This is a genomic window from Bradyrhizobium sp. UFLA05-89, from assembly GCF_059803475.1.
This window is the reverse complement of the sequence record NZ_JBANBA010000071.1, coordinates 20128-40058: the sequence shown is the minus strand read 5'-3', so window position 1 is coordinate 40058 and position 19931 is coordinate 20128. Positions and strand designations below refer to the sequence as shown.

The 19931-nt window shown below is 64.1% G+C and carries 21 protein-coding genes; 5 read left to right on the top strand and 16 right to left on the bottom strand.

Annotated features, from left to right (window positions below):
- Positions 1 to 173 precede the first annotated feature (173 nt).
- Both SO139_RS29810 and SO139_RS29805 read right to left on the bottom strand, forming a co-directional pair.
- The gene (locus tag SO139_RS29810) at positions 174 to 743 is read right to left on the bottom strand and encodes a YceD family protein (protein WP_449380674.1); all 570 of its coding nucleotides are present in this window, start codon (positions 741 to 743) and stop codon (positions 174 to 176) included.
- Positions 740 to 1291 (bottom strand): ubiquinol-cytochrome C chaperone family protein, encoded by a 552-nt coding sequence (locus tag SO139_RS29805; protein WP_498541071.1) that lies wholly within the window; start codon positions 1289 to 1291, stop codon positions 740 to 742. Before SO139_RS29805 ends, SO139_RS29810 begins: the two co-directional genes overlap by 4 nt.
- Positions 1292 to 1389: 98 nt before the next feature.
- Between SO139_RS29805 and SO139_RS29800 the strand changes: the two genes are divergently transcribed.
- Together SO139_RS29800 and SO139_RS29795 are read left to right on the top strand one after the other, a co-directional pair.
- The gene (locus SO139_RS29800) at positions 1390 to 1866 is read left to right on the top strand and encodes an outer membrane protein assembly factor BamE (RefSeq protein WP_449380676.1); all 477 of its coding nucleotides are present in this window, start codon (positions 1390 to 1392) and stop codon (positions 1864 to 1866) included.
- Positions 1867 to 1960: 94 nt separating this feature from the next.
- Positions 1961 to 2962 carry a Bug family tripartite tricarboxylate transporter substrate binding protein gene (locus SO139_RS29795; protein ID WP_449380677.1) on the top strand — a complete coding sequence of 334 codons (1002 nt, stop codon included), beginning with the start codon at positions 1961 to 1963 and terminating at the stop codon, positions 2960 to 2962.
- A gap of 155 nt (positions 2963 to 3117) precedes the next feature.
- Here SO139_RS29795 and SO139_RS29790 read toward each other — a convergent pair whose 3' ends face one another.
- From SO139_RS29790 to SO139_RS29735, 12 genes are all read right to left on the bottom strand, one after another.
- Entirely contained in the window at positions 3118 to 5238 is a 2121-nt protein-coding gene (locus SO139_RS29790; RefSeq protein WP_449380678.1) for a sodium-translocating pyrophosphatase, read from the bottom strand.
- 216 nt (positions 5239 to 5454) lie between these two features.
- Entirely contained in the window at positions 5455 to 6453 is a 999-nt protein-coding gene (gene thiL / locus SO139_RS29785) for a thiamine-phosphate kinase (protein WP_449380679.1), read from the bottom strand.
- Positions 6454 to 6593: 140 nt separating this feature from the next.
- Complete coding sequence (gene nusB, locus SO139_RS29780) at positions 6594 to 7088, bottom strand: transcription antitermination factor NusB (RefSeq protein ID WP_284263106.1); 495 nt, start codon at positions 7086 to 7088, stop codon at positions 6594 to 6596.
- Between the two features lie 3 nt (positions 7089 to 7091).
- Positions 7092 to 7583 carry a 6,7-dimethyl-8-ribityllumazine synthase gene (gene ribH / locus SO139_RS29775; RefSeq protein ID WP_498541070.1) on the bottom strand — a complete coding sequence of 164 codons (492 nt, stop codon included), beginning with the start codon at positions 7581 to 7583 and terminating at the stop codon, positions 7092 to 7094.
- Between the two features lie 99 nt (positions 7584 to 7682).
- A complete protein-coding gene (locus SO139_RS29770) occupies positions 7683 to 8291 on the bottom strand; it encodes a riboflavin synthase (RefSeq protein WP_449380681.1) in 609 nt (202 codons plus the stop codon).
- Positions 8291 to 9439 (bottom strand): bifunctional diaminohydroxyphosphoribosylaminopyrimidine deaminase/5-amino-6-(5-phosphoribosylamino)uracil reductase RibD, encoded by a 1149-nt coding sequence (gene ribD, locus SO139_RS29765; RefSeq protein ID WP_449380682.1) that lies wholly within the window; start codon positions 9437 to 9439, stop codon positions 8291 to 8293. Before ribD ends, SO139_RS29770 begins: the two co-directional genes overlap by 1 nt.
- Positions 9436 to 9918, bottom strand: coding sequence for a transcriptional regulator NrdR (gene nrdR, locus SO139_RS29760; RefSeq protein WP_449380683.1), 483 nt, complete (start codon positions 9916 to 9918; stop codon positions 9436 to 9438). Before nrdR ends, ribD begins: the two co-directional genes overlap by 4 nt.
- Before the next feature lie 17 nt (positions 9919 to 9935).
- Positions 9936 to 11234, bottom strand: coding sequence for a serine hydroxymethyltransferase (gene glyA / locus SO139_RS29755; protein ID WP_449380684.1), 1299 nt, complete (start codon positions 11232 to 11234; stop codon positions 9936 to 9938).
- A 300-nt stretch (positions 11235 to 11534) separates the two neighbouring features.
- Positions 11535 to 11756: a hypothetical protein gene (locus SO139_RS29750; RefSeq protein ID WP_449380685.1), complete on the bottom strand. Its 222-nt coding sequence runs from the start codon at positions 11754 to 11756 to the stop codon at positions 11535 to 11537.
- Between the two features lie 37 nt (positions 11757 to 11793).
- On the bottom strand, positions 11794 to 12030 hold the full coding sequence (locus tag SO139_RS29745; RefSeq protein ID WP_449380686.1) for a hypothetical protein: 237 nt from the start codon (positions 12028 to 12030) through the stop codon (positions 11794 to 11796).
- A 201-nt stretch (positions 12031 to 12231) separates the two neighbouring features.
- Positions 12232 to 12750 carry a transcriptional regulator LdtR gene (gene ldtR / locus SO139_RS29740; protein WP_027522899.1) on the bottom strand — a complete coding sequence of 173 codons (519 nt, stop codon included), beginning with the start codon at positions 12748 to 12750 and terminating at the stop codon, positions 12232 to 12234.
- Positions 12751 to 13242: 492 nt separating this feature from the next.
- Positions 13243 to 13716 carry a DUF6163 family protein gene (locus SO139_RS29735; RefSeq protein ID WP_449380687.1) on the bottom strand — a complete coding sequence of 158 codons (474 nt, stop codon included), beginning with the start codon at positions 13714 to 13716 and terminating at the stop codon, positions 13243 to 13245.
- Between the two features lie 212 nt (positions 13717 to 13928).
- Between SO139_RS29735 and hemB the strand changes: the two genes are divergently transcribed.
- From hemB to SO139_RS29720, 3 genes are all read left to right on the top strand, one after another.
- Positions 13929 to 14999, top strand: coding sequence for a porphobilinogen synthase (gene hemB / locus SO139_RS29730; protein WP_449380688.1), 1071 nt, complete (start codon positions 13929 to 13931; stop codon positions 14997 to 14999).
- 175 nt (positions 15000 to 15174) lie between these two features.
- Positions 15175 to 15732, top strand: coding sequence for an RDD family protein (locus tag SO139_RS29725; RefSeq protein ID WP_449380689.1), 558 nt, complete (start codon positions 15175 to 15177; stop codon positions 15730 to 15732).
- 92 nt (positions 15733 to 15824) lie between these two features.
- Positions 15825 to 16601, top strand: a complete 777-nt coding sequence (locus tag SO139_RS29720; protein WP_498541069.1) for an arginyltransferase — start codon at positions 15825 to 15827, stop codon at positions 16599 to 16601.
- A 48-nt stretch (positions 16602 to 16649) separates the two neighbouring features.
- Here SO139_RS29720 and SO139_RS29715 read toward each other — a convergent pair whose 3' ends face one another.
- A complete protein-coding gene (locus SO139_RS29715; protein WP_498541068.1) occupies positions 16650 to 18119 on the bottom strand; it encodes a Dyp-type peroxidase in 1470 nt (489 codons plus the stop codon).
- Positions 18116 to 19930: a hypothetical protein gene (locus SO139_RS29710; protein ID WP_474800156.1), complete on the bottom strand. Its 1815-nt coding sequence runs from the start codon at positions 19928 to 19930 to the stop codon at positions 18116 to 18118. The genes SO139_RS29715 and SO139_RS29710 overlap by 4 nt, the downstream gene beginning before the upstream one ends.
- Position 19931: the final 1 nt, after the last annotated feature.

Here is a 19931-nt window from a genome sequence, read left to right as displayed (position 1 = left end):
GAAACAACCTCTTGCCCCCAGTCTTTTGGATTCCGGACGATCACGAATCGGGCCCATCCCGGCGAGAAAAACATCGTGAAATCAAACGGATGAAACAATCTTTGGACCTGACGAGGCAAACCATTCATGCACAACGCAAAGCAAGCCCGCCACAGACCCACTGGGATTTGCCCTCATTTGCGTTTGGGCTTGTCCTGAAGCGCCTTCAACACGGCAAAGGGGTGATCCCCGGGATCGGGCGCCGTCACCTGCGCCTCGAACACCACCCCCGGCTTGCGCGGATAGGGGTCGATGCCCAAAAACAGGGCGTCCGTCGCCAGCCACCCGAGGTCGATGACGCCGGCAATGATCGCCTCCGGCGGCTCGGGGACGGCCTCCGCGTCGTCGCTGTCCTGCCCCTCCTCGATGAGATCGGCCAGTCGCCGTGCCTCCGCCTCGGGGGCGAACACCAGGTCGATCTCCTCGTCGATCTCGCTCTCGATCGGGTCGAGAGTCACCACGCAGGTCTGGCCGATTCGCGCCCGAACCTTGCCGGTGACATGAACCCGCCCGCCGCTCTTCGGGGATACGTCGAAAGAGGCCTGGGCGGAGAGGATCTCTCGAACACCCGCGACCTCGGCCATGGCCTCGCGCTCGCGGCTCGATGCCTCGATGTCCCGATGCAGGCCGGTGTCCGGGATCTGCGCCACGATCACTGGCGCGCGCCACGGATCGGTCTCGGGTCCGGCGTTGGGTCTGGTCATGGCGCCACATGCTCCCCTGGTGGCGGTGGAAACGCAAATGAACCGCGCAGCAGCGCGCCCTGGTCGGCCCTGGCGAGATCGGCCTCGGTGGCCTTGGCATAGGCCGCAAGCCGCCGCGCCTGCGCGCTGTCCGTCCCATTCAAGATATTCTTGCAGAACGCCGACGCCAGCGCCTCGTCGCCCTCGTCCATGGCCTGGTCATAGGCCCGGGCCCGGCCATAAAAGGCCTCGCCAAAGGCCCGCATCCGCTTGGGGACGGTCTGATCCCCGACGCCCATCTCCCGCAGATTGTCGTCCATGTCCTCGCAGAAGCGGTCGAACAGCGCCTGCGAGAGCTCGGTGCCGTCGGAAGCCGCCCGCAGCCGGCGCAGCAGGAGCCACAAATGCAAGAGAAGCATGTCGAATCGGCCGTTAACTGTGTCCGGGACGGCCAAGTCCCGGTAAAACATGGGTTCTCGTGCCTGCGTCACGATCATGCCATAGATGGCCTCAATGGTGCCGCGCGGGGCTAGCCGGGGTTTCCTGAAGTGTTTGAACGGCCAGAGCATTGTGGGTTCCGCATGCGTGTGCGCGCGGGTTGCGCTCGCCGCGTCTGCCCGGTACTTCAGCGCCTCGCGCGACGCAAGGGGACGGGATAGTTCCGAGAATGACCAATTCGAGCCAGACCAGCCACCGCAGCGCCAAGGTGCGCGGCCGTTACGCGCGCTGGCGCGCCGTCGCCGCCGCGGCGCTCGTCAGCGTGGCGCTTGCCGCCTGCACCGGCGAACAATTCCAGAAGGGTTACATCCTGCCGCCCGGTGCGCTCGAGCAGATTCCGCTCGGGGCGAGCCAGGACCAGGTGCTGATCGTGATGGGCACGCCCTCCACCGTCGCAACGCTCGACGGCGAGGTGTTCTATTACATCTCCCAGCGCTCCCAGCGTCCGGTCGCCTTCATGAACCAGAGTGTGGTCGACCAGCGCGTGATCGCGATCTACTTCGACAAGAATCGGCGCGTCCGCCGGCTCGCGAATTACGGCCTGCAGGACGGCAAGATCTTCGACTTCATCAGCCGCACCACGCCGACCTCGGGCCAGGAGCTCAGCTACCTCGCGCCGCTGTTCAAGCTGCTCAGCTTCAACTGAGGCCAGGCTGCGGCGTCGTGCCGCCCCGCGCTGCTTGCGGTTGCACGGCGCCTTCCCTACGCTCCCTGCAAAACAAGAGGCAGGGAGTGGATTCGTGACAAGGACATCGTTTTCCCGCCGGCGCGTGCTGACCGGCGCGGCAGCCCTGTCGACGGCGGCGATTCTGCCGCGCACGAGCCTGGCAGACTGGAAGCCCACCGAGAACATCCGCATCATCGTGCCGGCCGCCGCCGGCGGCTCGACCGACGTCATGGGACGACTGCTCGCGGCGCATCTGCAAACCGTCTGGGGCCAGTCGGCGGTCGTGGAGAACCGCTCAGGCGGCGGCGGCACCATCGGCACCGCGGAAGCCGCGCGCGCCAAAGCGGATGGCCACACCATCCTGATCGGCAACCCCGGCCCCAACGCGATCGCCTACAGCATCTTCAAGAACCTCAGCTACAATGCGGAGCAGCTCCAGGCGGTCTCCAACATGATCAGGATCCCGAACATCGTCTCGGCGCATCCGAAGACAGGCATCAAGTCGATCGGAGAGCTGATCGCTTTCCTCAAGGCCAATCCGGACAAGTTCAGCTATGCCTCCTCCGGCGTCGGCCAGAGCCCTCACCTCACCGGCGCCTGGTTCCTCCAGCTCACCGGGCTGAAGATGACGCACATCCCGTTCCGCGGTGCCGGCCCCGCGCTCCAGGCGGCGCTTGCCGGCGACATCCAGGTCCTGTTCGACAACCTCTATCCGAGCCTGCCGCAGGTGCAGAACGGCACGCTGAACGGGCTCTGCGTCACCACGCCGGAGCGCAGCGAACTCGCACCCAACCTTCCGACCATGCGCGAGAGCGCGCCGGAGCTTGCCAATTTCGACGTGTCATCCTGGTTCGGCGTGTTCCTGCCAAAGAACGTGCCCGCCCCAGTGCTCGAGGCGCTGAATCTGCAGGTCAAGGCGATGCTCGCGCGCGAGGACATCAGGAAGAACATCGCCGCGATGGGCGCACGCGCCGACTACGGCACGCCGCAGCAGTTTTCCGACTTCGTCGACGCCGAGACGAAGAAGTTCGCGAGCATCATCCAGAAGGAAGGCCTTCAGATGGATGTGCAGTAGGTGGTGTCAGTCATTCCGGGGCGGTCCGCAGGACCGAACCCGGAATCTCGAGATTCCGGTTCGATGCTTCGCATCGCCCCGGAATGACAACGGGAAAAAAACAAAAACCCCGCGGCCTGCGCCGCGGGGGTTTTGTTTTGCGCTGTCCCTGCTGCTCAGTGCGCGAGGATCGCCAGCAACAGCAGCGCCACGATGTTGGTGATCTTGATCATCGGGTTCACCGCGGGGCCGGCCGTGTCCTTGTAGGGATCGCCGACGGTGTCGCCGGTCACGGCGGACTTGTGGGCATCGGAGCCCTTGCCGCCGAAATGACCGTCCTCGATGTACTTCTTGGCGTTGTCCCAGGCGCCACCGCCCGAGGTCATGGAGATCGCGACGAAGAGACCCGTGACGATCACGCCGAGCAGCATGGCGCCGACGGCCGAGAATGCCGCCGACTTGCCGGCCGCGCCGCCGCCCGCGATCGCGTAGATCACGAAGTAGACGACGATCGGCGAGAGCACCGGCAAGAGCGAGGGGATGATCATCTCCTTGATCGCCGCCTTCGTCAAAAGATCGACCGCCTTGCCGTAGTCGGGCTTGTCGGTGCCCTGCATGATTCCCGGCTTCTCGCGGAACTGACGTCGGACCTCCTCGACGATCGCGCCGGCCGCACGGCCGACCGCAGTCATACCCATCGCGCCGAACAGATACGGCAGCAGACCACCGAACAGTAGGCCCACCACGACGTAGGGGTTGTTGAGCGAGAAGTCCGGATTGACCCCTGCGAAGTAGGTATGCTTCGCGGAGTCCGCAACGAAGAACTTGAGGTCCTGGTTGTAGGCCGCGAACAGCACCAGCGCACCGAGACCGGCGGAGCCGATCGCGTAGCCCTTGGTCACTGCCTTGGTGGTGTTGCCGACCGCGTCGAGCGCGTCGGTCGACTTGCGTACTTCCTTGGGCAGGCCCGCCATCTCGGCGATGCCGCCGGCGTTGTCGGTCACCGGGCCGAAGGCGTCGAGCGCGACGACCATGCCGGCGAGCGCCAGCATGGTGGCGGTCGCGATCGCGATGCCGAACAGGCCGGCAAGGCTGTAGGTGACGAGGATGCCGGCGATGATGACGATCGCGGGCAGCGCTGTCGCCTCCATCGAAACCGCAAGGCCCTGGATGACGTTGGTGCCGTGGCCGGTCACCGAGGCCTGGGCGATCGACTTCACCGGACGATAGTCGGTGCCGGTGTAGTACTCGGTGATCCAGATGATCAGCGCGGTCACGACGAGGCCGACCACGCCGCACTCGAACAGCGCCGCACCGGTGTAGTCGACACCCTCGAGCTTGCCGAAGCCGATCAGGTAGTAGATCACGCCGGCGATGCCGATCAGCGACAGGACGCCGGTTGCGATCAGGCCCTTGTAGAGCGCGCCCATGATCGACTGGCTCGGCCCGAGCTTCACGAAGAATGTGCCGATGATCGAGGTGATGATGCAGATGCCGCCGATCGCGAGCGGCAGCGTCATCATGCTGGCGAGGATCGGCGTCTTGGCGAAGAAGATCGCTGCCAGAACCATGGTGGCGACCGCGGTCACCGCGTAGGTCTCAAACAGGTCGGCGGCCATGCCGGCGCAGTCGCCGACGTTGTCACCGACGTTGTCGGCGATCGTCGCCGGATTGCGCGGATCGTCCTCGGGGATGCCGGCCTCGACCTTGCCGACGAGGTCGCCGCCGACGTCCGCACCCTTGGTGAAGATGCCGCCGCCGAGACGGGCGAAGATCGAGATCAGCGAGGCGCCGAAGCCGAGCGCCACCATGGCGTCGACGACGGTGCGGCTGTCAGGTGCAAGCTTCAGCGAATAGGTCAGGAAGCCGAAATAGAGGGTCACGCCGAGGAGCGCGAGGCCCGCGACCAGAAGGCCGGTAATGGCGCCAGCCTTGAAGGCGAGTTCGAGACCGCCGGCGAGCGACGTCGTCGCAGCCTGCGCGGTGCGCACGTTGGCGCGAACCGAGACGTTCATGCCGATGAAGCCAGCGGCTCCCGACAGGATGGCGCCGATGGCAAAGCCGACGGCGACGTAGATACCCAGGAAATAGGCGAGCAGCACGAAGATGACAATGCCGACGATGCCGATCGTCGTGTACTGGCGTCGCAGGTAGGCCTGAGCGCCCTCGCGGACCGCTGCGGCGATTTCCTGCATGCGCGGCGACCCCGCATCCGCGCCCAACACCGAAGACGTAGCCCAGATCGCGTAGACGACAGAGAGCACTCCGCAGAGCACTATCAACCATAATGCTGTCATGTGAATTTTGCCTCAGATCCTTGATGTACCCCCAGCGCCGATTCTTTCCCGTTGTGACGGAGTGGCGCCTTAACGCGGGACCGCTCCTCCCCAAAAGGAGCAGCCCCGATGGGCGGGGACCTTGCCAAATCCGCCATGCCCGTGCAACGCCGCAGGCGCGAAAATCGTCGATCTCGACAGGTCCTTAGGTCGTAGGCGTCCGTTTCGCGGAAATTGCTAGAAGTGGCTGTAGGACAGCCGCTTGAGGACCAGTTCCCGGCCCGCGCCATCCAGGAAGCGCGGGGCCTCATTTCCCGGCACTATCGTTCCGATGGCGGTCACGGCCACGCCCAGCGCCCGCCCGGCCACAATCAGGTCGGCGCAGCGCGACTCAGGAACAGTGCACAGAAGCTCATAGTCATCGCCACCGGACAGCAGCGCCTCGATCCCGACGGCGGTGCGCGCAACGAGGCCGGCGGCCGGCGCCGACAGGGGCACGCTGGCCGTATCGATCGTGGCTGATACGCCTGAGGCTGCGCAGAGCTTGGCGAGATCGCCGGCAAGCCCGTCAGAGACATCCATCGCAGCGCTCGCACAGTCGCGCACGGCCTGCGCCAGCGCGTTGCGCGGTTGCGGGATTCGGTAGCGCGCGACCACGACGTCCCGTGCGGCCGGATCGGATGCCAGCGCCTTCGCGGCAGCATCGCCCTTGAGCACCGCGAGACCGAGTGCGGCATCGCCGATCGTGCCGGTCACCATGATGCGGTCACCGGCTTTGGCCCCGGTGCGGCCGACCATCCGCCCCAGGGGCACGCGGCCGAAGGCCGTGATCGAGATCATCTGCGGTCCGGGCGTGGAGACCGTGTCGCCGCCAAGCAGCGGGCACGTGAAGTTCTTGGCATCCTCGCCGAGCGCATCGGCAAACGGCTTCAGCCAGGCATCGTCCTTGCTGCGGAGCGCCAGCGTCAGCACGAAGCCTGCCGGCGTGGCGCCCTTCGCCGCAAGATCGGACAGGTTCACCCGCAACGCCTTGCGGGCGATGGTATCGGGCGGGTCGCTAGCGAGATAATGCACGCCTTCGACCACGGCGTCCGTGGTGACGACGATGTCCTCGCCGGAGGATTTCAGGATGGCGGCATCATCGACCAGCCCGAATGCGCCGGGGTCAGTCGCCAGCGGCTTGAAATAGCGCGCGATAAGCGAGTCTTCGCCGGAGATATTTGTAGCGTTTGCCATCGGCCTATCCACACGCACCACTGTCATCGCCCGGCTTGACCGGGCGATCCAGTAGGCCGAGACGCCCGAGATCAATTACCGCTGCCGCGGCGTACTGGATCACCCGCTTTCGCGGGTGATGACAGCGGAATGTGTAACGACTACCGCCCGAACTCGTCGCCGCGGAAGTGGCGGCCAATCTGGTCGAGCACCGCGTTGACCATGCCGGTCTCCTCGCGATCGACGAAAGCATTGGCGACGTCGACATATTCGGAGACCACGACGCGGCCCGGCACGTCCTTGCGATGCTCCAACTCGTAGGCCCCTGCCCGCAGCACTGCGCGCAGGATCGCCTCGATACGCTTCAGGGGCCAGCCCTTCGACAGCGCCTCGTCGATCAGGGGATCGAGCTTCTTCTGGTCGCGCACGACGCCCGAGACGACGTCACGAAAGAAGGCAGCTTCCGCCGGCAGATACTTATCGCCTTCGACCTCGTTGCCGAGCCAATGGCTCTCGAACTCGGCAAAGATGTCATTGATGCCGGCGCCCGCAATGTCCATCTGGTAGAGCGCCTGCACGGCGGCGAGCCGAGCGGCGCCGCGTCGGTTCGCCTTTTTCTCCACCCCGCCGGGCTGTTTCTTGCTGGTGTCCGCCATGGCTCAGGCCCGCGCCAGGCGGCGCTTGATGCGCAGCATGGCAAGCGCCGCGCGCGCGGCATCGCCACCCTTGTTGAGCTCGCTGGCGCGAGCCCGGGCCCAGGCCTGCTCCTCGGTGTTGACGGTGAGGATGCCATTGCCGAGCGGCAGCTTGCGCGCCACGGCAAGATCCATCAGCGCGCGCGAGGATTCCTGCGAGACGATCTCGAAATGGATGGTGTCGCCGCGGATCACGCAACCGAGCGCGATCACGGCGTCATAGGGTTTCCCGTTGCTCGCAGCAGCGTCGACCGCGATGGCCACGGCCGCGGGGATTTCCAGCGCGCCGGGAACCGTGATCACGTCATGGGTGAGACCGGCCGCCATCAGCTCGGCGACCACGCCTTCCAGAAGCGCATCCTGGAGGTCGTCATAGAAGCGCGCTTCGACAATCAGCGCACGCGCGCCGGAAATGTCGGTCCGGTCCTTCAGGGGTGCGCGCCGCGCGTCTGCCATCGTTCAATCCGTTCTACTGAGGTCGGCGCGTTATGTAGTCGCCGCAAGCGGTTAAGCCAAGTTCAAAAGACGCTATCGCCGCGAATGGCGGCGGCGCCGTCACTTCATTTCGGTCAGCCGCGCCGCATAGCGGGCCATCAGATCGACCTCGATATTGACCTCGTCCCCGGTGCGCCATGCACCAATGGTTGTGATGCTGAGGGTGTGCGGGATGATCAGGACCGAAAAGGTCACGTCCTTGACCGTATTGATGGTCAAGGACACGCCGTCCAGCGTGATCGAGCCCTTGGTCGCGATGAAACGCGCGAGCTCCCGCGTGGTCTTGAGCTCGAACCGCGCCATATCGGGCAAATCCTCGCGACTGACGAGGGTCGCGATCCCGTCGGCGTGGCCTGCGACGATGTGACCGCCGAGTTCGTCGCCGATCTTGAGCGCGCGCTCGAGATTGAGCTTCGTACCCGTCTTCCAGTGCTTTGCCGTCGTCAGCGCCAGCGTCTCGGCAGCCGCGTCAACGTCAAACCAGGTTTTGCCACCTTCGACGCCGGAAGCCACCACCGTCAAGCAGACGCCGTTGCAGGCGATCGAGGCGCCATCGGCGATGGTCGCACGATCGTAGCGGCAGGCGATGCGCAAGCGATGCAACTGGCCCTGCGCCGTCGGCGTCAGGCTGACGATCTCGCCGATATCAGTGACAATGCCGGTGAACATTAAGCGCGCTCGTAGATGGTGAGAGTATCCCTGTCGAATGTTTCGCTAGCATGAACCCTGAAGGCGGGCGACTGCGTGATTTTCGACAGGGGCAATGCATCGAGCGCATCGACGCCATGGGCGCCGATCGCTTCCGTCCCACGGAACAGCCAGATTTCATCCACCAGATCGGCCGCGACGAAGGACGAGGCCACGTGGCTGCCGCCCTCGACCATCAGCCGTGTGATGCCTTTCTCGGCCAGTGCCTGCAGTATCGCAGGAAGATCGAGCCCCGGCGTGCTGCCGGGCGGCATGCGCATGACCTGGGCGCCGGCCGCGCCGAGCCGCGTGGCTGAGGCAGCTTCCGCCAGCTCCGAGCCGATCACCCACAGCGGCGCCTCGCGTGCGGAATGGACGAGTTGGCTCGACGCCGGAATGCGAAAATTCCGGTCGAGCACGATGCGCACCGGAGAACGTGCTTCCATGCCCGGCAGGCGGCACGTCAGGAGTGGATCGTCCGCAAGCACCGTGCCGATGCCAACCAGGATGGCATCACTCTGCGCACGCAGGAGGTGCACGCGGTTGCGCGCAGCCTCCCCCGTGATCGCGACCGGCTTGCCGCCGGCGGCCCCGATCTTGTCGTCGGGCGAGACCGCAAGCTTCAGGATTACATGCGGGCGCTTGTCGCGGATGCGGCGGAAATGGCCGGCATGGTCGTAGGCCGCTTCCACAGCACAGAGCCCGACATCGACGGCTATGCCAGCGGCGCGCAAGCGCGCGTGGCCTTGTCCTGCGACCTCCGGATTGGGATCCTCGATCGCCGCCACCACGCGCTTGACGCCAGCCGCAATCACGGCGTCCGCGCAAGGCGGCGACTTGCCGAAATGCGAACAGGGTTCGAGCGTGACGTAGAGTGTGGCGCCGCGGGCCGCCTCGCCCGTGCGCCGCAGCGCCTCGCGCTCGGCATGCGGACGGCCGCCCGGTTGCGTCCAGCCGCGACCGACGATCACGCCGTCCTTGACGATGACGGCGCCGACGGCAGGGTTCGGCGAGGTGCGCCCCTGCCCGCGCCGGCCGAGCGCCAGCGCAAGCTGCATGAAGCGACGATCGGCGTCTTTGGACTCACGGGCCTTCTGCGCGAGCTGATCCTCCAGGATGCGGAAGATCATTTGCGTATCGCGGCGAGCCGCGCTTCCTCCTCACCGGAAAGCTCGCCGAGCACGTCGGCAAAATCCTTGGCCTCGCGGAAATTGCGGTAGACGGAGGCGAAGCGCACATAGGCGACGTCGTCGAGCGTGCGCAGATGCTCCATCACCGTCTCGCCGATCACCTCCGAGGAGATCTCGGCTTCGCCGGCAGTCTCGAGCTCGCGCACGATGGCAGAAACCATCTTCTCCACCCGCTCGGGCTCGACCGGCCGCTTGCGCAAGGAGATCTGCACCGAGCGCATCAGCTTGTCGCGATCGAACGGCACGCGGCGGCTGTTGCGCTTGATCACGGTGAGCTCGCGAAGTTGCACGCGCTCAAAGGTGGTGAAGCGGAAATTGCAGGCGACGCAGATGCGGCGCCTGCGGATCACGGACGAATCCTCGGTCGGACGCGAGTCCTTCACCTGCGTATCGAGACTGTTGCAGTTGGGACAGCGCATCCGCTTGTTATCCGGCTTTACTGGTAGATCGGGAAACGATCGGTGAGCGCCTTGACCCGTTCCTTGATCGCGGCTTCCACCAGCGGCGCCTTGCCGTCGGACGACTGCGCGATGGCGTTCAGAACTTCAGCGATCAAGCCACCGACCTGCTTGAACTCGGCAACGCCGAAGCCGCGGGTGGTCGCCGCCGGCGTGCCGAGACGCAGGCCCGAGGTGACGAACGGCGTCTCGGGATCGAAGGGGATGCCGTTCTTGTTGCAGGTGATGGCCGCGCGGACCAGCGCCTTCTCCGAGACGTTGCCCTTCAGGCCTTTCGGCCTGAGGTCAACCAGCATCAGATGGTTGTCGGTACCGCCGGACACGATATCGAGCCCGTGGCCGCGCAGCGTTTCCGCGAGAGCCTTGGCGTTCTCGACGATGTTTTTGGCGTAGACCTTGAAGTCCGGCCGCAGCGCCTCGCCGAATGCGACCGCCTTCGCTGCGATCACATGCATCAGCGGCCCACCCTGGAGGCCCGGGAAGATCGCCGAGTTGAGCTTCTTGGTCAGCGTCTCGTCATTCCACAGGATCAGGCCGCCGCGCGGACCGCGCAGCGACTTGTGGGTCGTGGTGGTGGTGACGTGGGCATGAGGCACTGGCGAAGCATGCACGCCACCGGCCACGAGGCCCGCGAAATGCGCCATGTCGACCAGGAGGTACGCGCCGACGCTGTCGGCGATCTCACGAAAACGCTTGAAGTCCCAGGCGCGCGAATAGGCCGAGCCGCCGGCGATGATCAGCTTCGGCTTGACCGTTTCGGCCTGCTTGGCGACCGCATCCATATCGATGATCTGGTCCTCGCGCCGCACCGTGTAGTGCGAGGCCTTGAACCACTTGCCGCTCATGTTGACGGGCGAGCCGTGAGTGAGATGGCCGCCGGCGGCCAGATCAAGGCCCATGAAGGTGTCGCCAGGCTGCATCAGCGCCAGGAACACGGCCTGATTCATCTGGCTGCCCGAGTTCGGCTGCACGTTGGCAAAGTTGGCGCCGAACAGCCGCTTGGCGCGATCGATCGCAAGATTCTCGGCAACGTCGACCCATTCACAACCGCCGTAGTATCGCGCGCCGGGGTAACCTTCCGCATATTTGTTGGTCATCACCGAACCCTGCGCTTCCAGCACGGCCCGGCTGACGATGTTCTCGGAGGCGATCAGCTCGACCTCGTGGCGCTGACGGCCCAGCTCGCCCTTGATGGCGGCGGCGATTTCCGGGTCGGCCTGCTCAACGGAGGCCGTGAAAAACGAATCGGGCGCGGAGGCGGTTTTTGCGGAAGTCATCGGCGAATATCTCCAACGCCGCAGCCTTTTTGGCGGGCTACGGTCGGTCTTGTGTGGCGGTTGGAAGCACGCGCGATCTACCACATCGGCTCGCCCCGGCCAAGCTTTTGCGGGTCGGGGACGACAATTATGCCAGATATGGTGGGGATCGGGGGATCTGGAGGCCCGAAAGACGAATTCGCCTGCGCTGGGATGCTGGCCAATCGTTAACGGCCGGCCGCTGTCACGCCCGCCGACCGGCGCCCAGACGGCGCCGGCAACCGCTTCCTCCGGCTTTGAGATGGACTTGGCCGCCTCTCCTCACAAACCGGTATAACCAGCCTTCACCGGGTCGATGCTGCCGTCGAGCTCACGAAGATAGGTCAGACCGCAGACCGTCAACCGATGCGTGTCCTTCTCGCCCGCCTCAACCAGCGTATTGAGGTAGTTCGTCACCTTGGCCCTCGCCTCCTCACTCGCCGCAGCGGTGCGGTTGGCCAAGAGGTCATAGGTCTTCATGATGCGGTCGATGGCGGCTTCCATGGCATCCTCTGCTTGGTCCGAATTTTGGGGAACGCTGTCAGGCAAACGCGCCAGCCTCGAAGGCAGCTTCGAATTTGGCGATCGCCTTGTTGGCGAGCCTGATCTTGTTGAATTCGCCGTGCTGGAACAGTTGCACGATGATCTTCAACAGCCGCTCATCGGTGACGAGCGTATCGGGGAGTGCACCGGCTCTGCGCAGATAATTCGCGGCGATGGCATAAGCCTCGCTCACGATCTCCACGTTCATCGTCTGTAGTCCGCGCTCGACCAGCATCGCACGCCTCCGATCCGGAGGGGATAAGCCGCGAGCTGACGGCTGGTTCCGCAAACGAGTTACTTTTTTCGCAGGTGCAAAAACACAAAACGCGCCGGTCCGGGCAAAGCCGGGCCGGCGCGATTGGGGAAGTTCAGGCACGTTCGGAAAGGCACGCCGGTCTTGTTTGGGGCCGGCTTAGCCTTGATCCTTCCGAAAAAATCAGAGCCGATATAGGATCTGGTCGGTCCAGAACCGCTCGAGGCGATGCAGCGACTTGTTCAGCGTGGAGAACTCCTCGCCCGAGATGCCGCCGACCTGCTCCACCGTCTTGACGTGCTTCTGGTAGAGAGCGTCGACGATGCGGCGAACTTCCTGGCCCTGCGGGGTCAGACGGATGCGCACCGAGCGGCGATCAACGCGCGAGCGCTGATGATCGAGGAAGCCGAGTTCGACGAGCTTCTTCAGATTGTAGGAGACGTTGGAGCCGAGATAGTAGCCGCGCGTACGCAGCTCGCCTGCGGTCAGCTCCTTGTCGCCGATGTTGTAGAGCAAGAGCGCCTGCACCGAGTTGATGTCGGCGCGGCCGCGACGATCGAATTCATCCTTGATGACGTCGAGCAAGCGGCGATGCAGCCGCTCCACCAGAGTCAAAGCTTCCAGATAGAGCGACTGCACCGAGCCCTGCTGGCCGGCGACGCGCTCTGCGGTATCTGCCGCAGTTGCGACGGCTTTCATCATGACACTTCCCCTGTTGTCGTTTTTGTCGACACTTATTCGACGAAACTTTTGTCTCGCCTGATAGCTGCAACTTAAGGGGAGGCGTTTGAAGATCAGCTTAAATAAGAGAATAAAGAGATCATGAATTTAAGACAGTGAATCGCGGATTAAGCCTGTGCAACAAGGACTTTTCGCAACCCTCTGTTGACGGTGGCAAGGTCCTGTTCACCCTCCGTCCGCACCACTTGTCGCATTCCAGAACAGCCCTGCCCTGTTTCGAAACGGGCGCGTAAGAGCTGTGGCGGATCACGCGGGATCTTCGAAAACTTGCCTCAAATTCGAGGCAACGATCGATCAACCAAGAGCAATATTCTCGTGCGCCGGACAAGCGCAGCGAAGCGGAGCGCAGAGCCGGGACCGAGATGCCGCGTAGCAGATCGTGGGCCGCCGGCTCAGCAGCGCATCACTGCATGCTGCGCTGCGTCCGGGGTACGAGGGCTTGTGTATCGACGTCTATGGCGGGCGCTCGCGCGCGGCCATCCAGGCGAGCGCGAGATAAGCGGCGAGCATGAAGGCTTCGACCGCGACCACAATGAGACTGCCGCCATAGATGCCGGGGAACATCAATTCGATCACCGCCATCGACACCACAGTCGTGAGCCACACGACAGCGCCCCAGGGCGTGGCGAGCCACAGGCCGACGGCAGCGACGAGCTCGATCACGGCGAAGTAGACGGTCGCGGCTTGCCAGGCCATCGACTGGTTCTCGAACGCATCGTCCTCACCGCCAACGAAGCCAGTCACCTGCGCCCAGTGATAGAGACCCTTCAGGATCGAGAGCAGCGCCATCACGCGCAGGAACAGCACGAGCCGCCGCGTCCAGACGTTCTCGTCGGACTCTGGCCGCTCGGACGACAGAGCAGCTACCGACATTGCGCCGTCTCTTGCGCTGTCGCGGGCGGCATCGCGGGTTGAGATCTCGGACATGGCTCCCCTTCTGGCCGCTTCGCCCGGCAAAATCAATCGGTCTGCTACCGGGTTGCGGAAGGTCAAGCCGCGGTGACGGGAACCATGCGAGCTGGTATAAGAATAATTCTAGTTCGGCATGATCCGGAAAAGTGTGCAGCGGTTTTCCGAAAAGACCATGCCCAAACAACAACTAAGCGCGATGATAAATCATCGCGCTGGAGAGACCTACGATGGCGATCAAGTACGGACGTCCGATCGAATTACGCGAGGTGGCGCGCGGAAGCGCGGCGGCCGCCTCTGCCAAAGATCTAGGCCTGGATCTGATCGTCCGCCCGCGCCGCAACCGCAAGGCAGAATGGGCGCGGCGCCTGGTGCGCGAGAACGTGCTGACCACCGACGATCTGATCTGGCCGCTGTTCCTGATCGATGGCAGCAACAAGCGCGAGGCAGTCAACTCGATGCCGGGCGTCGAGCGGCTCAGCGTCGACCAGGCGGTGCGTGAGGCCGAGCGCGCGATGAAGCTGACGATCCCCTGCCTCGCGCTGTTTCCCTACACGGAAGCCTCGCTGCGCGACGAGCACGGATCGGAAGCTACCAATCCGGACAACCTCGTCTGCCAGGCCGTGCGCGCGATCAAGAAGGAATTCCCTGACATCGGCATCCTCTGCGACGTCGCGCTCGATCCCTTCACCAGCCATGGCCATGACGGCCTGATCGCCGACGGCCGGATCCTGAACGACGAAACGGTGGCCGTGCTCGTGCATCAGGCGCTGGTGCAGGCGGAGGCTGGCTGCGATATCATCGCTCCGTCAGACATGATGGATGGTCGCGTCGGCGCGATCCGCGAGGAGCTCGACCGTGCCGGCCTGCTCGACGTGCAGATCATGGCCTATGCGGCGAAATACGCCTCCGCCTTCTACGGCCCGTTCCGCGACGCCATCGGCTCGGCCAAGACGCTTGTAGGCGACAAGCGCACCTATCAGATGGACAGCGCCAACACCGATGAAGCACTGCGCGAGGTCGAGCTCGACATCGCCGAAGGCGCCGACATGGTGATGGTGAAGCCTGGCATGCCCTATCTCGACGTCGTGCGGCGGGTGAAGGACACTTTTGCAATGCCGACCTTCGCCTACCAGGTCTCCGGCGAATACGCGATGATCGCGGCAGCCGCCGGCAACGGCTGGCTCGACGGCGAGCGCGCGATGATGGAGAGCCTCCTCGCCTTCAAGCGTGCCGGCGCCGACGGCGTGCTGACGTATTTCGCGCCGAAGGCGGCGGAGAAGATCAGAGCGCAGAGTTAATACAACTCCCGTCATTCTGGGGCGGTCCCGCAGGACCGAACCCGGAATGACAGTGCCCACGTTCACCGCCCCCGAATCGCCGGAATATTTCCGCTTGTTGGTCACCGCGGCCTTGGCAGGGGGATGGCCTGATCCCATGTGCTGCCACGGGTGTTTCCGATCGGAAGGACGGATTATGTCGTATTCGGACGCGGGCAATTCGGGCCCCAACTCGAGTCCCTGGCGCAATGGTGGCGGGGTTCCGCCGCATGCCTACGATCCCTACCTCCAGCCGGAGCTGTTCCGCGGCGTGTCGACCCGACGGGTCTTCGCATTCCTGATCGACCTCATCGTGATTTCGGTCCCGGTCATCCTTGGCTATGTCTTCATCGCCGTGTTCGGCGTGGTCACGCTCGGCCTCGGCTGGGCGCTGTTCTGGCTCGCCTGGCCGGCCTCGGTGATCTGGGCCGTGGTTTATTACGGCGCCTGCATCGGCGGTCCGCATTCCGCTACGGTCGGCATGCGGGTGATGGACCTGGAGTTGCGCACCTGGTACGGCGCGCCCGGCTATTTCGTACTCGGCGCCATGCACGCGGTGCTGTTCTGGGTGTCGATCTCGTTCCTGACGCCGCTCGTGGTCCTGGTCGGCCTGTTCAACGGCCGCCGGCGCTTGTTGCACGACATCGTGCTGGGAACTGTCGTCATCAATAACTCCGTCCGCTCGCCCGTTCCGCAGACCGCCAGAACCTACTAGAGCGCCTCTTAAACCACCTTGTAAGCTGACCGATTGACCATGGGCCTCCGTAGCGCGATGCTGATACCCGTTTCGGAGGCCCACGACGTCCCTTGACCCAGCACTCGCGCGACACCCCCCAATTCTACCTTACGGCGCCATCGCCCTGCCCGTATCTGCCGGGCCGGCATGAGCGCAAGGTGTTTACGCACCTCGTTGGGGACCGCGCCGGCGACCTCAACGACCTCCTGACCCACGGCGGCTTCCGCCGCAGCCAGTCGATCGCCTACAGGCCCGCTTGCGACCAATGCCGGGCCTGCGTCTCGGTCCGGGTGGTCGCCAACGAGTTCCGCCCGTCCCGCAACTTCCGCAAGGTGATGGCGCGCAACGCCGACGTCATCGGCGAGCAGCGCAGCGCGGTCCCGACCTCGGAGCAGTATTCGGTGTTCCGCGCCTATCTCGACTCCCGCCACCGCCATGGCGGGATGGCCGACATGACCGTGCTCGACTACGCCATGATGGTCGAGGACAGCCATGTCGAGACCCGCATCATCGAGTACCGCAAGCGCGGCCCCGACAGCGGCATCACCGGCCGCGGCGAGGAGCTGCTCGCGGTGGCGCTGACCGACGTGCTCAGCGACGGGCTGTCGATGGTCTATTCCTTCTTCGAGCCGAGCCAGGTCAGCCGCTCGCTCGGCACCTTCATGATCCTCGACCACATCGCCCGCGCGCGGCGCCAGGGCCTGCCCTATGTCTATCTCGGCTACTGGATCGAGGGCTCGAAGAAGATGGACTACAAGGCGCGCTTCCTGCCGCAGCAGCGCCTCGCACCCTCCGGATGGCTGCGCATCGACGCACAAGGCGACACGGCGTCAGAGCCGCAGGATTAAGCGCGTGTTCGCGCGTCGCGCCGGGGTGCAGCGCCGCGCCGCGGCTTTTCAGGACATGGCGGCTTCAGCCACCTCCGATGCCGCGGGCTTTGAAATGCTCTCATTCCCGACGATGAACCCGAGCGCTGCGATTCCGGGAAGGAAGAAGTAACCTCCTCCCAACGTTGTCGTGAAAGTCGCCAGGGAAATCTCTTCACCGCTCGCCAAGCCCGGCATGGAGAAAGACTTGGGGAAGGTCTTGGGGTCAGACGACCCGACAAACGGATCATCCGCGTGGAGGTTCACGAAACTCGGGTTCCGCACCCAGCGCTGCTGGATGAACTCGAACTGCCGCTCGAGATCCGCGTTGCAGGCGATGAAGAAGATGCCCTTGCGCGTTTTGCCGTCGCTGTCCTCGCGATACGGCCGGCCACGGCGAAGCAGTCTGTGCAGCTTGGTCGACTTGATGCTCGATTGCACATCGACGCCCAGCGTATCTCTCGGATTCACCCGGCGAATGTGAGCTCCCTTCGGACACGTGAAGCCGTTGGCGTCCTCGACACGAAAGCGGAATGCGTCGGCTTTCGAATCCGACACTGGGTTATTCGGGTTGTATTTCCACCCGAGCGGCAAGCCATTCTCCTGGCGGCCCATCAGCTTTTCGCAGATGCCCTGACCGTTCGCCAACCGAAAGGCATCGAACGCCTCCACGTCTTGCTCGATCTGGCGCACGGCCAGGTAGCTTCCGTTCAAGGCAAAGCGACCACCGGGATGCCTGGCGCGGCCCGATTGAGTCCACCCCTCCACGTTTGGGCAGTAGGTGAGTTCGTCATATTCGTTGCGATAGCCGAGGATAAACTCTCCAGGTGAGACGACGCGATCGTCATACAGCGAGCCGGCTTCCGCCTTCGCCGTGCTCAGTCCGACGCCGTCATCTTGCCTCAGTCCCCGGATCACGGGTTGCGCGAGACCGTCGCGGAACCCAAATGCCTCGTGCAATTTCTCTTCCGTGTCGCCTTCTACTTTCCGAAATGAGCAAGGGTCGTTCTCGACCCTGATGACGCAGAACACCTCCTCGTCCACATCTGGAATGAGGGGCCCGGCACCTTTCGGCGTCCACTCGGCAATCAGAACGTGCACGGGGCCGCAGGCGGCACCGTCAACATCGGACCAACGCCATTCCCGGGGATTGTCCCTCAGAAGTAGCGCACGCTCGTCGCTACCCATGCCCCTGCGGAATGGTGTCGGGAATGGATGCTCTTTGGTTTCCATGCATCCGAGCTTGGTGAGCCCTGAAAAGCTGAACGCGATCGCCGCAGCCCTCTCAATCGGATGCGTTCTCGATTTCCCGACGTCATGTGCGCTGGCGACCACTCCACTCGCAACGAGTTTTACGAGCCACGCGCGCGCCGCGTTCTCTTGACCGTCTTTGATCGTCAGCAACCAGAAGCGGCTGCTCTTCAGCCAACTGTAGCCGCTCCTCAGCATTCCCTGGATGTCATCGAACTGCTTCGAAAGATGCGGCGCCTGCGCTTTCATGATTCGATGGCCCTCATAATCAGGTCGTCATTGCTGTCGTTGCGCTCCCCGAACAGAGCGTCGCGAAGCCCGGTGGCGAGGTTGATCTCGTCGATCGTTTCCTTGCGCGCGTCGAAGCGAAACATATGCGGAAGCATGCTGTCGCGCGCATATGACTTGAACCTCAGCTCGCACTTCACGCCTCGGAACAGGATAAATCGCGTCGGCGGGAAGCTGCGCGGCTCGTCGACGGCGGGCTGGCCGATCGCCGCCGATCCGCGGCGCTTCAGCGTGGTCCACCGCCACGCCAAGGTCGTTCCGATCGACGCGCCATTGATGAAATCGTCGAGATAGCCGCCAAAACTGCCATCATAATTCGAGCAGAACAGATAGCGGCGCCCCTCCTCGATGATGTGCCAGTGGCCGAAATGAATGCCCGGGGCACTACCCAGACGGCCTTCGGTGAAGAACACCCGTCCAAACAGTGTCACGATGCGCAGCGACGCCCGGATCCACCAGGCACTCCAGCCATTCCGACTACGGATATCCGTCAGGCTGACCATGTGCGCGGTTTCGCGCACCACCAGACCTTCGCACTGGTCAATCGACGTATGGACCTGTTGTGCGCGAGGCACATCGTCTTCGTAGGGATGAAAGAACCAGTTGCCGACCGCCGCAAGCTGCTGATCGATCCGGGAAAGCACGCCGACGACGCAGAACAACGCGATGATCGCGAGGACGAAGAAGAGGACAATCTGCCATCCGAGGAATCTCGCAGTCAATGCATCGTACGCGTCCACGATCGCCGCGGGATAGAAGGTGAAGACCAGCGCGAATGCGACGACGGCCAGGACGATCGGCACGCCGACGATCCAGCCGACCCAATAGGTGGACCATGACGACCACGTCTCCGTGGGCCGGTCGAGTTCGCGACCCACACTCTCCAGCCAGCGCCGCCACGACTTGGACACCGCCGGCAGTGCGATCAGGACCAGCCATGCCAGATACCCGACCCCGACCAGCGCCAGTACACCACGGATGCTGACCCAGATCACCCAGCTGCTCGCCTCGCAAACGGCGTCCGCCACGGTCTGCACGCCGGAATATGGTGCGCCGAACAGCCAGGTGTAGACGCCAACCAGGCCACGCGGCACCGCGCCCACCAGCCAGACCGCGGCCAGCCACAGCACGAAGATCGTCAGCACATAGCCGAGCTTTGCGGAGATACTTGCGCCCTTCCCGCGCCACCAGGATCGCGGAGCAGGCGCGATCGCCCAATCGAATTGCGGGTTCTTGAATGCCCGTTGTGCGAGCGCGAGCGCGAACGATGCACGGTCATCGCCGTACTGCTCCGTTGCCTTCATGGCCCGCGCTTCGTCCCGCGTCCATTCAAGCAGCTCCTGCTCCTTCTCGATCTGTCGGGCCGTTCGGTCGCGGGCGCCGATGAAGCCGCCATCGGCGATGCTGAGGCACTTCATCAGCTTTTCGTGCAATTGACTGTTGCGATCGCTCTGCCGCGCTGGACCACCGCCGGGCCAGAACCTGCTGTAGAGCGACCACATCGCTTCGCTTGGATGACAGACGAGCCGGTAGAGCATATCGTCGGGATCGATACCCTCTTCGATGGCAAGCTCGAGCATCAGCAAGGGCCTCGGATCGTCCGCATCCGCCCTCGCCGGCAGTAGCGCGATCGAGGCGAACTGGACCACCTCTACGTTCGCGAACAGCGCGCTCAGCGCAGTGCAAACAGGGCTGTTTTCCGAAAGATCAGTCGTGCCGTCCCAGCCTGGCACAACGATGCAGATCATCTGCTGGCGGACCATCTCGAGCATG

Bases quoted from the DNA above. Each gene is read 5' to 3' on its own strand.
- SO139_RS29810 (WP_449380674.1), bottom strand. From the start codon at position 743: ATGACCAGACCCAACGCCGGACCCGAGACCGATCCGTGGCGCGCGCCA.
- SO139_RS29805 (WP_498541071.1), bottom strand. From the start codon at position 1,291: ATGCTCTGGCCGTTCAAACACTTCAGGAAACCCCGGCTAGCCCCGCGC.
- SO139_RS29800 (WP_449380676.1), top strand. From the start codon at position 1,390: ATGACCAATTCGAGCCAGACCAGCCACCGCAGCGCCAAGGTGCGCGGC.
- SO139_RS29790 (WP_449380678.1), bottom strand. From the start codon at position 5,238: ATGACAGCATTATGGTTGATAGTGCTCTGCGGAGTGCTCTCTGTCGTC.
- thiL (WP_449380679.1), bottom strand. From the start codon at position 6,453: ATGGCAAACGCTACAAATATCTCCGGCGAAGACTCGCTTATCGCGCGC.
- nusB (WP_284263106.1), bottom strand. From the start codon at position 7,088: ATGGCGGACACCAGCAAGAAACAGCCCGGCGGGGTGGAGAAAAAGGCG.
- ribH (WP_498541070.1), bottom strand. From the start codon at position 7,583: ATGGCAGACGCGCGGCGCGCACCCCTGAAGGACCGGACCGACATTTCC.
- SO139_RS29770 (WP_449380681.1), bottom strand. From the start codon at position 8,291: ATGTTCACCGGCATTGTCACTGATATCGGCGAGATCGTCAGCCTGACG.
- ribD (WP_449380682.1), bottom strand. From the start codon at position 9,439: ATGATCTTCCGCATCCTGGAGGATCAGCTCGCGCAGAAGGCCCGTGAG.
- nrdR (WP_449380683.1), bottom strand. From the start codon at position 9,918: ATGCGCTGTCCCAACTGCAACAGTCTCGATACGCAGGTGAAGGACTCG.
- glyA (WP_449380684.1), bottom strand. From the start codon at position 11,234: ATGACTTCCGCAAAAACCGCCTCCGCGCCCGATTCGTTTTTCACGGCC.
- SO139_RS29750 (WP_449380685.1), bottom strand. From the start codon at position 11,756: ATGGAAGCCGCCATCGACCGCATCATGAAGACCTATGACCTCTTGGCC.
- SO139_RS29745 (WP_449380686.1), bottom strand. From the start codon at position 12,030: ATGCTGGTCGAGCGCGGACTACAGACGATGAACGTGGAGATCGTGAGC.
- ldtR (WP_027522899.1), bottom strand. From the start codon at position 12,750: ATGATGAAAGCCGTCGCAACTGCGGCAGATACCGCAGAGCGCGTCGCC.
- SO139_RS29735 (WP_449380687.1), bottom strand. From the start codon at position 13,716: ATGTCCGAGATCTCAACCCGCGATGCCGCCCGCGACAGCGCAAGAGAC.
- hemB (WP_449380688.1), top strand. From the start codon at position 13,929: ATGGCGATCAAGTACGGACGTCCGATCGAATTACGCGAGGTGGCGCGC.
- SO139_RS29725 (WP_449380689.1), top strand. From the start codon at position 15,175: ATGTCGTATTCGGACGCGGGCAATTCGGGCCCCAACTCGAGTCCCTGG.
- SO139_RS29715 (WP_498541068.1), bottom strand. From the start codon at position 18,119: ATGAAAGCGCAGGCGCCGCATCTTTCGAAGCAGTTCGATGACATCCAG.
- SO139_RS29710 (WP_474800156.1), bottom strand. From the start codon at position 19,930: ATGCTCGAGATGGTCCGCCAGCAGATGATCTGCATCGTTGTGCCAGGC.